8 protein-coding genes and 1 tRNA gene are annotated in these 14139 nt (G+C 37.7%); 3 read left to right on the forward strand and 6 right to left on the reverse strand.

Annotated elements, in window-relative coordinates:
- Window positions 1–130: 130 nt before the first annotated feature.
- The 3 genes from IPL24_06455 to IPL24_06465 form a co-directional block, all read right to left on the reverse strand.
- Window positions 131–1096 carry a HAMP domain-containing histidine kinase gene (locus IPL24_06455; GenBank protein MBK8363329.1) on the reverse strand — a complete coding sequence of 322 codons (966 nt, stop codon included), beginning with the start codon at window positions 1094–1096 and terminating at the stop codon, window positions 131–133.
- An 85-nt stretch (window positions 1097–1181) separates the two neighbouring features.
- The gene (locus IPL24_06460; GenBank protein MBK8363330.1) at window positions 1182–6974 is read right to left on the reverse strand and encodes a PKD domain-containing protein; all 5793 of its coding nucleotides are present in this window, start codon (window positions 6972–6974) and stop codon (window positions 1182–1184) included.
- Window positions 6975–7040: 66 nt separating this feature from the next.
- Window positions 7041–7571: a hypothetical protein gene (locus IPL24_06465; GenBank protein ID MBK8363331.1), complete on the reverse strand. Its 531-nt coding sequence runs from the start codon at window positions 7569–7571 to the stop codon at window positions 7041–7043.
- Between the two features lie 294 nt (window positions 7572–7865).
- Here IPL24_06465 and IPL24_06470 point away from each other — a divergent pair, with 294 nt between their 5' ends.
- Window positions 7866–9320, forward strand: a complete 1455-nt coding sequence (locus IPL24_06470; protein ID MBK8363332.1) for a hypothetical protein — start codon at window positions 7866–7868, stop codon at window positions 9318–9320.
- 122 nt (window positions 9321–9442) lie between these two features.
- Here the strand turns inward: IPL24_06470 and IPL24_06475 are convergent, their stop codons facing one another.
- The 3 genes from IPL24_06475 to IPL24_06485 form a co-directional block, all read right to left on the reverse strand.
- Window positions 9443–11098, reverse strand: a complete 1656-nt coding sequence (locus tag IPL24_06475) for a T9SS type A sorting domain-containing protein (GenBank protein MBK8363333.1) — start codon at window positions 11096–11098, stop codon at window positions 9443–9445.
- Window positions 11099–11303: 205 nt separating this feature from the next.
- Window positions 11304–11714, reverse strand: coding sequence for a response regulator (locus IPL24_06480; GenBank protein ID MBK8363334.1), 411 nt, complete (start codon window positions 11712–11714; stop codon window positions 11304–11306).
- A gap of 19 nt (window positions 11715–11733) precedes the next feature.
- Window positions 11734–11806: transfer RNA gene (locus tag IPL24_06485), tRNA-Phe, on the reverse strand.
- 115 nt (window positions 11807–11921) lie between these two features.
- Between IPL24_06485 and IPL24_06490 the strand changes: the two genes are divergently transcribed.
- Both IPL24_06490 and IPL24_06495 read left to right on the forward strand, forming a co-directional pair.
- A complete protein-coding gene (locus tag IPL24_06490) occupies window positions 11922–12644 on the forward strand; it encodes a type III pantothenate kinase (protein MBK8363335.1) in 723 nt (240 codons plus the stop codon).
- Window positions 12613–14103 (forward strand): hypothetical protein, encoded by a 1491-nt coding sequence (locus IPL24_06495; protein ID MBK8363336.1) that lies wholly within the window; start codon window positions 12613–12615, stop codon window positions 14101–14103. Before IPL24_06490 ends, IPL24_06495 begins: the two co-directional genes overlap by 32 nt.
- The last annotated feature ends 36 nt before the right edge of the window (window positions 14104–14139 follow it).

Here is a 14139-nt window from a genome sequence, read left to right on the forward strand (position 1 = left end):
AGCAAAGGTATGAGTTATTTATACTTAATTCTTATACTTAAACTTAAACCTATGCTATTTTGCTTGTTTAAGTTTAGATGTAAGCGACAACAGGCTTAAGACCTTTACCACACTTGAAGAATTCGTTAATCTACCCCAATAGCGGCAGTTCTACTCTGAAGATCGACCCCGCAGGCTTGTTATCAAATACACTTATCTTTCCACTGTGTTCTTCGACAATATATTTTACTATAAATAATCCAAGTCCGGTCCCTTTAGTTCTTCGGGTTTCTTCATTGCCAATACGATAAAATTTTGTAAAAATATTTTGCTTTTCTGCATCCGGAATGCCAACACCCTGATCGGCTATCAATAAATGAATCTTGTTTTCAGCACGTGTAATCGTAATTTCAAGCGGACTTTCTTTCGGTGAATATTTCCAGCCATTTTCTATCAGATTGGAAATAAGAATTGATAAAGCATTTTTATCGGCATGTACATATAAGCCTTCTTCAATATGTGATTCGATTTTTTCATGCCCGGGAATTTGCTGAAACTTCTGGATCATCAGCCGTAGCAAAGCTGAAATATTAATATCTTCTTTTGAAAATGAATAACCCTTGTGATCGATCAGATTTGCCATCAATGCATTTTCAACAAGGTTATTCAACCGGTCTGTATCTCCAATGGCGCTATTGATAAATGAGATCTCTTTCTTCTTATCGAGATCGTGCCGTAAAAGTGTCTGAAGATATAGCTTGATGGATGCTAAAGGTGATTTAAATTCATGCGTGATCGAAAGCAGAAAGTTTTTTTGCTGCCGGGCAAGAGCCATTTCTTTTTTATAGATCTTCAGCATAACTGAAGTTCCCCAGATCAATAGTGAAAGAAATACAATTCCTTCGCCAATCACCATCCATCTTCTGTTTCCGATCTTTTTTTCTAATGCAACTGTTGCACCTTCTCTTTGTTCCGGAGTAAGAACAAGTAGACCGACGTTTTCAATTCTGTGTTTGTAGACTTCGTCGTTAAGCGAAACCAATAAATATGCCCACCAACAGAATTGGAAGAGAATGTAAAATGCTAAGAGGTAAAGGATGATGACCGGTCGTTTCACACGGCTAAGATAGGACTACAATTCGGATTTAGAAATGGAAATTTAGTTAGATGGTTTCAGGTTGTATCCTGTAAACAATATTTAACTATTCCTGATAGTCATACCTGAACGTCTCGCCATCCACTTGTTTCAGGATCTGCCAGTGCCCATTCGCGTCGAGCTTTTCAAGGATATAATATTCTACACCTTGTGGCCAGCCTTTATAAGGTGTCCAGTTTAAATGAACTTGTCGAAGTTCGTCCATGGTTCCTTTTAAGACGATCGTTGATGTATGTCCACTAAGATCTTCGTCGATGTTGCATGTATTTATAACTAAAATTTTATAGTAATAGTTTGTTGTTTGTACATCAACATTGTAATCCATAAAATCAGTTTGCACAGATGGAACTGATGTCAGATATCTGAAATTAGTATTGTCTGTCGAACGATAAATATCGAATTGAGCAACTTGCTCAGGATGTACCAATGGTTGTGTCCATTCTGTCAGGACTGTCTGATTGTCGACTACAGTTGACCGGACTACGTCTACGATCTGATTCTCCAGTGTGTTCAATGGATAGGTCTGAGATGTATCACTCCATGATGTATAACTTGTTCCGCAAAGGTCTGTTGCAATTACTTTATAACGGTACGGCACAGGACAAATGAATGTTGAATCAAGGTATGATAATTTATTTCCAGGTACCGTTGCAAGATACATGAATGGTTCTCCAGGAGATGATCTGTATAGTTGATACGTACTCACAGGACAACCTGAATAAGCCGTCCAGTCTACAGCTATATTTGTTCCCGATCTTTGAGATGAAATGTTTACGGTAGTATGTGCAGTAAGTTGATCCAATGGAATAGTGTATCCGCAAATATCAATAGCCTGAACTTTGTAAGTGTAGGATTTGCTTAGTGTTGTTAAACCTGAATCAATATAACTGGAAGTTAATTCAAAATTTGTATTCTGAATATTGGTCTCAGTATAAATGGCATTATAGTTTGCTGAGTAATCATCCTTGCGATATACAATATAAGCTGCAAGATCAATTGCAGGATTGTTCTCCCAGATTATTTCGACTCTGTGATCATCGACTACTGATACACTGTAGATCTTTGTTTCATTTGGAGGAATTGTATCCAGCACATGAATTAATGCCGAAAAGTTCTGTTGCTGCGAACAGCCATTTGAATTGGTTACCGACAATGAAACTGAATAGTAGCCGGGTTGTGTATAGATCGCAGATGGATTTGCTTGAGTTGATGTCTGCCCGTTTCCGAAATCCCAGAAATAACCCGCACCTGTTGTGTTCGATGTGCTGTTAAGGAAATTGACATTGAATGGAGCGCATCCTGTATTTGAAGATGCTGTGAAGTTGACATTTGGAGTAGCTAAAACCTCAATTGGTTGTTGAAATGTTGCTGTATCCGTGCATCCAAAATTATTTGTTGCTATTAATCTTACATCAAATGTTCCTGCTTGATTATATTGATGAACTACATTGGTTTGTGTTGAAGTTGTGCCGTCACCAAGTATCCATAGGCTGGAGTTAAATCCTGTTGACTGATTTATAAATGTTCCTATAAAAGGAGCACAGCCTGTCAGAGATGATGTACTGATCGCTGCTATCGGACTTGGATGAATGGTTACAGGTTGAGGAAACTGATAATAAGAACTGCAACCCGCAGTATCCCACGTTACAAGCGAAATAGTAAATGTTCCTGAGTCAGGAAAGATATGACTTGCATTAGTTGTGATCTCTGAATTTCCATCTCCGAAATTCCAGTTCCATGAAGCTGCATTTGTTGAGTGGTCAGTGAAGTCTACAACAAATGGTGCACAACCTGTTAACGGTGTTGTTGTAAAATCTGTTATCGGACCCAATACCTGAATATATTCCTGTCGAGTAATTGTATCACTGCAGCCTAAATTGCTTTGTGCAATGAGCGATACAGTGTAATTACCGGGAGTGTTATAGATATGTGATGGATTGCTGTTTGTAGAAGTTGTTCCGTCACCAAAATCCCAAAGATACATATCTGCATCTACTGAAAGATCTGTGAAATTCACTACTGAAGGTGCACAAGAAGTAGGGTCAGTACTCAGGAAACCTGCTACCGGCTGCCGGACTTTTATCAAAGCGGGCATTCTCAATGTATCATTACAATTTGTGTAGATAGATGATACAACAAGTTGTACATCATACACACCCGGATTTGCATATGAATGCAATGGCGAAGGGTCGGTACTTGTAGTTCCGTCACCGAAATCCCAATAGAAACTTGTCGCAACTACTGTTGATCGGTTTGTGAATTGAACACTCATCGGAAAACATCCTGAGTCTGCTGATGTTGTAAAGTCTGCTTTAAAAGCCGGGAACGAATTTGAAAGAGCTGTGTCAGTACATCCATTAATATCTGTCATCACCAGATAAGGATAACTCGCAGGATAGTCAATATATGTATGAGTAGGATTCTGAATTGTGGATGTATCTCCATCTCCAAAGTACCAGTGCCATTCGACAGGGTTCACACTTAAATCCGTAAAGACTGCATTACTGGGAAAACAGATCTGATTTGTTGTATATACAAAATCTGCATGTGCTGTATCTACACGTACATATTGAGCTTCAAATTTTCTGCTGACACATGATCCGCTATAAACGGTCAGGCTAACATCATAAACTCCTGCATCAGAATATGTGTGCATTGGTTCTTCCAGTGAAGAAATATTTCCATCACCAAAATCCCAGAGATACATCTGTGCATTCTGCGAATTGTTTACATATTGAATATTAATTTCATTACAACCGTTTCGATTCGTTGTTGTTGTAAAATCTGCAATCGGTAAATTTACCGTTATGCCGGGATTAACATTGAAAACCTGTTCGCAACCTGCATTGTCTGTTACAGTTAATGTTACATTAAAAACTCCTTCTTCCGTATAAACATGCGATGGTGTGGGCAGTGTACTGGTAGTACTATCTCCAAAGTCCCAAAGGTATGCCGCATAGTTTTGCAAACTTGTAAAGAAATGAACTGTATCCAATCCACAGATCTCTGTTTCGCTTGCAAGCAATGGACTTATAAAATTAGAATAAATACTTCTGCTGATACTACTGCTACATCCACTTGTATCCGTCACTGTTTGTGTGATAATATAATTTGGTGTTGTAGTAGAATAGGAGTGAACCGGATTTTGAACGGTAGATGTTGTTCCATCACCAAGTTGCCAGAACCATGTTGCTGCATTTTTTGATGTGTCAATTAATGTGATTTGACTTCCGGTACAGGATGTGTTTTGTAAAATAGAAAATCCTGCTTCAGGTCCGGACACACGGACTATACTATCCATTGTGATCGTCTGAACTATACCTATTGTATCCTGAACTGTAACAGACACATTATAAATTCCCGGAACTGAATACATATGAGAAGGGAACTGTTGTGTTGAACCTGTTCCATCACCGAAGTCCCAGTCCCACGAAATTGCGCCCGGAATCATATTTGTGAATTGAACATTCAACGGCGCACAACCACTCTGCACTACAGGAAGACCCGGATTTCCTCCATCTATTGGAGTAATGTCCGGTGTTCCAAAATCAAATGGTGGTGGATCATAAAATAATGTACATACACCGTTCGAAATTGTAAGAGTGACATTATACGTTCCTGGGTTCTGATAAACGTGCAATGGATTCTGTAAAGTTGATGTTCCGCCATCTCCAAAATCCCATACCCAGGAAGTTGCTCCCAATGAGTTTGCATAAAACTGTACCGGATTAGGGAAGATCGTATCTAATGGAACGCCATAGAAGTTTGCTCCGAAAGGCTGAAAGTAAACACTGTTACTTTGCATTGTAGTATATGAACAACCATCTGCTGTTGTAATTGTGAGTGATACGCTATGATATCCGCCAATTCCAAAAGTATGGTCAGGGTGTTGTAATGTTGATGTTGTGCCGTCACCAAAATCCCAGAGCCACGATACAGCATTTAATGAAGTGTCCTGAAAGTTTGCAATATAAGGTGGACATGTACTTGCAGTATGAGTAAAACCTGCATACCCACCCTGAACTTCGAATGAACTGAAGTTGTTTATTTGTTGCGAACAACCGCCGGCAGCAGATGTCGTTGTTAATGATACTGTATAAAATCCGGGAATAGAATAGGAGTGAACGGGGTTTTGTAACGTTGAGGTTGTACCATCTCCAAAATCCCAAAGCCAGCTATTTGCGCCAACTGTAGCATCCGTAAATTGTGTTGTTAATGGACCACAACCAACAGTTGTTGGTGGCGGAATGTAATTCGCTGCAGGATTTGCAGTCTGAATATAATTTGTCTTGATAAGAGTATCAACACAACCCAATGCATCGATGATCACAAGTGAAACATCAAAATTTCCTGCAGTGGTATATGTGTGCGTTGGATTAGCTTGTGTAGATGTTGTTCCATCACCAAAATCCCAGTGATAGGTTAATCCGCTTACAGGCGATAAAGAATTAAATGTTGTTGTAAGAGGCGGACAACCTACTCGCGGACTTGCATTGAAAATTGCCTCTGATGATGTTACTGTAATTATATCATGATAGATCATGCTTCTGGTGCAACCGGTAGGTCCCCAGCATTTCAGCACGACGCTAAATGTTCCGTTGTTAGTGTACGTATGACTTGGATTTGTGGAAGTACTTGTTGTACCATCACCAAATGTCCATAGACATGAAACGTAATTTGTAGATGTATTTGTGAATTGAACAGTAAGTGGTGAACATCCTACTGTATTTACATAAGAAAAACTTACCGAAGGTTTTACACCTGCAGTAATGTAGTTTGATTTGAATACTGTATCTGCACAACCTGAATTGGTTGTTACAATAAGAAATACTGAATATGTTCCGCCTATTGCATATGTATGCGAAGGATTGGTTAGAATAGATGTCGTACCATCCCCAAAATCCCAGTAACTTGATGCTACATTGGCATTCGTATTAGTAAACTGAACTGCTAAGGGTGCACAACCACTGTCAATATTTGAAGTAAAATTTGCCCAGTTGTTTAATCCAACACTAATTGCTGTTGGACTGTCAGTGGTGTCTTTACATCCAAATGAGTTTGTAACGATAACCGACACATTGTAATTTCCGGGACCACCATATGTATGCGTTGGATTTTGCTGACTGGAAGTTTGTCCGTCACCAAAAGACCACAGCCATGATGTAGCACTGGTAGCACTATTTGAAAACTGGAAAACCGTTGCCGGATCACAACTCGCTGTAACGGTTGATGTGATCGTGGGACTTGGTTTCGGATAAATAGTAATATAAGTATTTCTGATCTTCACATCCTGACATCCGAAGGCATTTGTCGCTATTAATGTAATAGTGAAACTTCCCTGCAAAGTGTAAGAATGTTGTGGATTCGGTAAAGTTGACGTCGTTCCATCACCAAAATCCCATAGATAAGTGGAAGCGCCAACGGAACTGTTATTGAATGAAAAGTTATTTCCGTCAAGACACGTTGCTAATACCGGCGAACTGAAGTCTGCAGTAGGCTTTCCGACTACAGTAATGTAGTTTACCATTACCACTGAATCCGCATTTCCGCTGCCATCGAAAGCAATTAACTTTACCGTGTATGATCCCGGTGAAGTGTAAAGGTTTGCAGGATTAGCAAGGGTAGAAGTATTACCGTTACCCATATCCCAGAAATAAGAAACTGCACCTGTGGATGTACTTGTAAATTGTACATTCAATGGGGTACAGCCTATTTGCTGATCAGAAGTAAAAGATGCTGAAGGAGCAGCCTGAACTATATTAAAGCACAGTATCAGGACTGCAAGAAGCAGTCCTGGTGCTTTTATATAATTAAGATCATTCAGCGTTTTGGTTTTCATTGGTTTTTTGAGAGTCAATAAAGGATGATTGTCTTACCGTAACGACAAGCATGAGTGGTCTGGTAATTATTTAACCTGAACCATTCTTGTTGACTTGTCAATAAACAATGGGCTTGTTTCAGGCGACATAACAGATTTTGGATCTGCTTGCGCAACAAGTTTACCTTCGTTGTCGATCTGCTTGATACGATAGTGAGTAATTCCTGTAACAGGTTTAGTATCTACCCAGCTGTAAAGCAATTCAAGTGGAGAACCGATACCTTCTTTCAAACCAACCGGCTCATATTCTGTTCCGTCAATTGATCGCTCAATTACATAGATACAGTCATCTGAAGATGGTTTTGATACCCAATTCATATAAACCTTACCCGAATTGAAAACGATGTTTTCTTTTACGAACTCAAGTTTACCTGTTGGTTTTGTTGCTTTAGCCGGTTCCTGCGCGAATGTGCTCATTGCTGCAAATACCAATACATAAAGGATCACCAGCTCTAAAGCATAAGTGAATAATTTGTGCGAAGCTGCTCTGTTGCGAATTGCTTTAATTGCTCCAATTGGCTGAACTGCATCTTCTCTTTTAGCGATAATTGTTTTCATCATAAATGGTTTTTGATCTTATGACAATATATACTAATAGAGGTGCCTCTTGTTTTTAGAATCTGATAGCCTTCTTACAACTGTAAGATTTCATGCTTTTTTATCAAAAAATATTTTTGTTAAAGCGAAGAATTTTTAAATAGGTAAAAGCTGTTTTTAAAGCAAAAACAAAGAATATTGCTTAAAAAGATCATGTATGTAGTAGAAACTGTGAAAAAACAACAAAATGTATCTAAATAGATTTTCTCGCCGTTAAACCCTTCATAAAATCAATCATAAACTGCCCCGATAATTATGGAAACATTAAACAAGACCATCAAAAAATTAAATGACGCTGAGTATCAGGAATTGCTTTCTGCCGTTGCCGGCCGGAAAAACAATAAACCTTACTTAGTATTGGAGTCTGCAAGAAAGAACAATTACGACGAAACGCAGATGATGGAACTTCTTCAGGTTAATCCAAGTACTTACTATACTTTAAAGTCAAGACTGAACGAACGTATCGCTCAATATCTTGCACAAAATGTTAAGAATCCAATCAGTGCACTTAAAGATAAAGTATCGATGGTGCCTGCAATGGTTTTTGGTAATGACCGCGAAGTTGCAATTCGTGCACTTAAAAATCTGGAGAAACAATTAATAGAGTACGATCTGTCAAACGAATTGATCGTAGTATATAAAGCTCTTGCACGTCTAAGCATGTTCAATGGTGATTATGATTATTATGAAAAAGAATATAATCGTCACGTCGCTTTCAGCCTGGCAGTGGTTAAAGCAGAAGACTTATTTTATGATTTTGTAAAACGTACAGGAAATTATCTTTTAACAAAAGACGAAAGAGACCGTGAAGCAGTTCAGGCATCTTTGCGTGAATTGACAAACATCTCTGAATTATATCAGGGCCACCGCTTATCTGTAATGTACAACATCGTTCGTATCTATTACATGTGTGTCTTTACTAAATCAGAAAACCTTAAATCACTGGAAATAGAAGTTGATACCATTCTTCAGCAGATCAAAAAGAATTTTGATAAATATGAAATGGACACTTTCTATCAAAGTATTAAATTCTTAGTCGACTATTTATATTTCGAATACTATCAGAAAACAGGAAATGCAGTTCGTGCAGATCATTACTACCGTCAGATCAATGGTAACGCTCCTGAGATCGCTTTCAAACCGGTATTCAGTTTTTATGTTACACAGTTTTTACATTCTAAAGTTGAACGATTCCTTGTCAATGGAAATGTTCAGGAACTGATCGATCAGAACACTGAACTTGATGCTAACTTCGATACAAACATCAACGAACCATATCCTCACGTTTCTTTCCGCAGATTCCTTGCAATAGGTAAATTCTACGAAGGAGATTTCTCGGGTGCCGCGCGTATCCTGAACAATCTGAGAAACGAATTGTCGATGAAGAAATTCACGTTCACCGATGTTGAATACAAGTTATTCCAGGCAATGCAATATTGCTACATGGGCGAAGACGGACTTTGCTCTCAATTGCTTCAATCGGTAAAACGTCAGATCACAGAAGACGAAACGTTATACGAACCGGCTTCTATCTTCATCAAGATGTTGAAAGCAGCTATCAAGCCCGAAGAGTTCCGTAAAAAAGTTAAAAAGCTGAATGAGATCTATGATGCATTCCAGAAAGCAAACCAAGGTCCCGGCCGTATGTTATGGTATGTAAAATTGGATGATGCTATGATCCGTAAGATGGCGAATCCGATTAAGGATTGATTTTTCGTATTACTTAAATATAAAAAAAGGCTTGCAACATGCAGGCCTTTTTTTTGTGTTGATTTTTTTTATTAACGTTTAATGGGAAATAGTAAAATATTCTTATTCATGAAGTCAATCGATTAACATTTTCCTTGTAAAATTTGGTTTCCTTTAATTAATTGAATTAAATACATGCCTTTATTCAGTTTGCAATTGATTCTATTTTCATAGGAGTCTAAATTTTTAAAATAAACTTTCTCACCGAGTAAGTTCCAAATACAAATCAATCCATCGACCATTTCATTTGAATATTGTAATATAATATTCCCGTCATTTGGATTGGGAAAAATTGAAAAAGAATTTTCGGAATTTATTTCCTCTTTAATATCAATTGTCGCTGATAATTTTGCCAGGAATAAATCACTAGTTGCTGCCATTCCTGCATTATACAGATTTATAGTATCAATATTAATTGTGTAACTATTGAAATCACCTGCAACAAAAATGTTTCCATAAATATCAGAAGACGCACTGGATCCATAATCATCATCAATTCCACCAATATTATCTGCCCAAGTTATTGTTCCATTGCTTGAATTGAATTTTAAAACATAGGCATTTTCAGAACCAGGAAATGGATTTGTGATAATATTATTTCCAAAATTGATACTCGAGCTATAAAAGCCGCCAGTAATCCAAATATTACCATTTAGATCATTAAATAAATGTCCTGGAAACTCAGAACTTGTGCCTCCAAAACCTCGTGCCCACACAACATTTCCTGACCTGTCGAATTTAACAAGAAAAACATCCGCAGCACCATTACATGGTAATGTAATGCTTCCAAAAGTTATTGGCGCCTGATAATATTCACCACATATTATAGCATTTCCCATGGCATCCGTTGTTATACTATAACCTACATCTATGTCATTTCCTAGGGCGCCTTTCGCCCAAACTAAACTGCCATTTGATGTGGAATACTTAGCAACAAAAAAATCACTTTCTAATGATGTGTTCGTTAGAGTTTCGCCTTGTAGGGTTATTGATTGACTTCTGAAACTTCCTGTTATATAAACTTCTCCAAAGCTATTTACACTTATACTCTTGCTTCGATCGTCAGCTAAACCACCTGCGGCAGTTGCCCAAATTGGATTTCCGTTCATATCATACATTGCAACAAAAAATTCCCATGTGCCACCAGCTCCGGAATTGATCAATGTTGAACCACCAATTGGAAATGAATGACCGGTAAAATTTCCGGTAATAAAAATATTCCCATTATTATCAGCAGATATTTCAGTTGTTTCTTCATGGTCAAAAGTTCCGGCGCTTTTGGCCCATAAAAGATTTCCGGAGGAATTATATTTTGCTATGAAAATGTCACCACCACCTTGATTTACTAAAGTAATAGTGTCAAATGTTGGATTATAATTGTAAAATGTTCCGACAACAATTAAATCCCCATTTAAATCTAATGCGATTGAAGTAATTGAACATTGTGGAGGAATTTTTTTAACCCATTCTGTTGATCCAAGACTATTGAATTTGACAATAAAACTTTGGTTCGAAGTATTGTTAGTTAACGTGATGGTATCAAAAGTAATAGAGTCGCTTCGGGATACTCCTATCATATACAAATTTCCGTTATTGTCACCCTTTAATCTGGTGCAAAATTCACTATTTATACCTCCAAAGGATTTTGCCCATAACCAATCAGAAGTTTGTGAAAACAAATTTTGATTACCTAAAAATATTAACAGAGTGAACCAGAATTTAAATTGTTTTGTTTTCATAATTTATTTCAAATAATATGGATAAATATATAGAAATAATGGTATTAATAAAATGTTCCAATCAAAGCCCGATAATATTCTTAAAAGAATTCGATGTTTATAGATGGAATTTTTATTCTGTTATTTTAAAAGCATTGTAAACTGATTTCAAATAAAAAATGCCCCCTGAAATTTCGGAAGGCATTAATTTATGGGATAATTAAGCTTAAAAATTAATCGCCTCCAGATATTTTTCATTCAAAGGCTTATTCACATACTTCACTACATACTGATTAGTAGAAGCGCGGTTGATGTCTTCCGGACTGATCGATGATGAAAGTACGATAACTTTGCAGCTTGTGCGGATAGATTCAGGAAGCGATTCGTATTCTTCCAGAAAAGCAAAACCATCCATTACAGGCATGTTGAGATCCAGAAATATTACCTGCGGTAATACATCAGCATTCTCGCTGTTGTCTCTCAGAAATTGTAATGCTGATTCGCCGCTGTTTTTAACGATGACCAACTTCGAAAAGGAGTTGGTCGTGATCATACGCTCATTGATAAAATTGTCAATGTCGTTATCATCTATCAGAAGAACACGATCAAACTTAATGCCTTTGTCAACGTTTTTCATGATCTGTATTTAAAAGTAGTGGTGATGAATGGAATCGAACCATCGACACAAGGATTTTCAGTCCTTTGCTCTACCAACTGAGCTACATCACCTTAATAGGTGGCGCAAAAGTAGAAAAAAATTAAAACTGCCAAAATGTTTTCCCTTTAATTCTAGTAATTCGCACTTATTTTCACTCTTTCCCTACATTGCATCAAATTAATTGTGATGAATCTAACCATCGACTTGGGGAACTCATTCTGTAAGATTATAATTTTTCAAGACAATGTTATTGTGTATAGAGATGTTTGCAAGTCGCTAAGCACTCGCTATTTACAACTTCTTTTTAAGACGTATAAAATTGAATTTGCAATGATTTCTTCTGTCGTTTCTCTGAAACCGGCGCTCAAAAATCAACTGAAAAAATTCAAAGTCAGAGAGTTTTCAGCCACTGTTAAAATTCCACTAAAAAACTTATACACAACTCCTAAAACACTCGGTAAAGACCGTCTCGCTAATGCAATTGCCGGAAATTTTCTCTTTCCCGGTGATAATGTGCTCGTTATAGACTCAGGCACTTGTATCAAGTATGATTTTGTGAATTCTAAAAAACAATATCTGGGTGGTTCAATCAGTCCGGGCCTCAATATGAGGTTTATAGCTTTGAATAAATTAACAGATCAACTGCCGCTTGTAGAAATAAACGATTCGGGAAAATTGATCGGCAATTCTACCGTTACAGCAATTCAGTCGGGAGTTTTTAATGGCATGGTTGAAGAAATCAAAGGAATTATCAGCCGTTATAAAAGGGAATATGGTCAGCTTAAAGTCATTCTGACCGGTGGAGATGCTCAACGTTTTGCAGGACAACTTAATTTAAGCATCTTTGCCGCCTCCGATCTAGTAAACATTGGTTTAAATGAAATTATCAAGTACAATCACTCTAAATAAAAGAACTCTCGTTTTATTCTTCGCGTTGCTTCTTTTAATTTCTTTCAGTAGCAATGCACAAAATGCCTCGAGCTCGCCTTATTCCCGTTATGGAATTGGTGACATCACAGGGACTACTTTTGCCAGGAATCTTGGTATGGGTGGACTGGAGATCGGAATGTCGCAACCATTTATGATCAATCCGGGAAATCCTGCTGCTTATTCAAAGATCTGGTACACAACTTTTGATGGCGGTGTTAACTACACTCAGACCGAACTCAGCAGTCTTACGGCTAAGCAAAACACACATACTATTTCTCTCGCTTACTTTGATTTTGCATTTCCTGTTATCCCTGATAACTGGGCTATCGGATTCGGATTAAAACCATTCTCTAAAGTAGGTTATTCAATTCAGGAAAATAATACAACTCCTTTTGGAGATGAAGAGATTAGAACATATAAAGGTTCCGGTGGACTAAACAGTTTCCATATGGGAACCGGTAAGAAAATCGGAAAGAAATTATCAGCAGGATTTGATATTGAATATCTGTTTGGTGTGATCAACCAGAATCGTACAGTGGAATATCGTTCACCTTACTACATGAACACACTTGATAATTCAAGCACTTCAATTGGTTGGTTTCATTTTAAGTTCGGCTTACAATATGCAATGGATAGCTTGAAATTTGCAAAGGCAGATTCAATAGTTATGTATGACAACCAAATTCAGTTACTGACAGATTCTCTGAGTAAGATGATCTCTTCTGATGCTGCTTCAACTACTTCTTACGACTTAAAGAATTCTATCAATCAGGAAATTGCTCAGGCAACCGACCTCCGTAGTAAAGTTGTAAATCGTAAAAAGAAAAGTGATTGGAGTCTATTGCTTGGAATTACAGGAAGCCCTGCAGCTGATCTGAGAGCAAGAGCTACACGTACTGTTTCTTCCTTCAGATATTTTGATGTTAGTTCTGCAAATCAGGTCTTGATCCGGGATACTGCATTCTACAGTTACGGCGATCAGAATAAAGTGAGATTGCCAATGAGTGTTGGTTTTGGTTTCACTTTGAAGAAAGGCAGTAAATGGTTATTCGGTGTTGATTATTCAGTTCAACAGTGGAGTGAATTCAAATTCCTTGATGCAAAAGATTCTTTGGTCGATACATGGAAAGTTGCAGTCGGTGTTCAGTTAACTCCAAACGACCGTGCATTGAGAGGTTACGGAAATTTTGTTTCCTATCGCGCCGGATTCCACTATGAACAAACTTATCTGAATGTTGGTTCTGAAAGTATCAAAGATATGGGTGTTTCTCTTGGATTAGGCTTGCCGATCAGAAGAGCCGGAACGCATTTACATATTTCTGCCGAAGCCGGACAACGTGGTGATGCAAATGTGAATCCGATTCAGGAAAAATATTTCAAGTTTACTTTTGGCTTTACGATCAACGATCGTTGGTTCGTTAAACAAAAATATGATTAATGAATTCGGCAAAGATCTTTTTCGTTGACTTTGCCA

Source organism: Bacteroidota bacterium (genome assembly GCA_016711505.1).
In the GTDB taxonomy this organism is placed as follows: Bacteria; Bacteroidota; Bacteroidia; order AKYH767-A; family 2013-40CM-41-45; genus JADKIH01.

Coding starts and splice junctions, on each gene's coding strand:
- IPL24_06470 (MBK8363332.1), top strand. CDS start 7,866: ATGGAAACATTAAACAAGACCATCAAAAAATTAAATGACGCTGAGTAT.
- IPL24_06460 (MBK8363330.1), bottom strand. CDS start 6,974: ATGAAAACCAAAACGCTGAATGATCTTAATTATATAAAAGCACCAGGA.
- IPL24_06475 (MBK8363333.1), bottom strand. CDS start 11,098: ATGAAAACAAAACAATTTAAATTCTGGTTCACTCTGTTAATATTTTTA.
- IPL24_06495 (MBK8363336.1), top strand. CDS start 12,613: ATGAAATTATCAAGTACAATCACTCTAAATAAAAGAACTCTCGTTTTA.
- IPL24_06480 (MBK8363334.1), bottom strand. CDS start 11,714: ATGAAAAACGTTGACAAAGGCATTAAGTTTGATCGTGTTCTTCTGATA.
- IPL24_06490 (MBK8363335.1), top strand. CDS start 11,922: ATGAATCTAACCATCGACTTGGGGAACTCATTCTGTAAGATTATAATT.
- IPL24_06465 (MBK8363331.1), bottom strand. CDS start 7,571: ATGAAAACAATTATCGCTAAAAGAGAAGATGCAGTTCAGCCAATTGGA.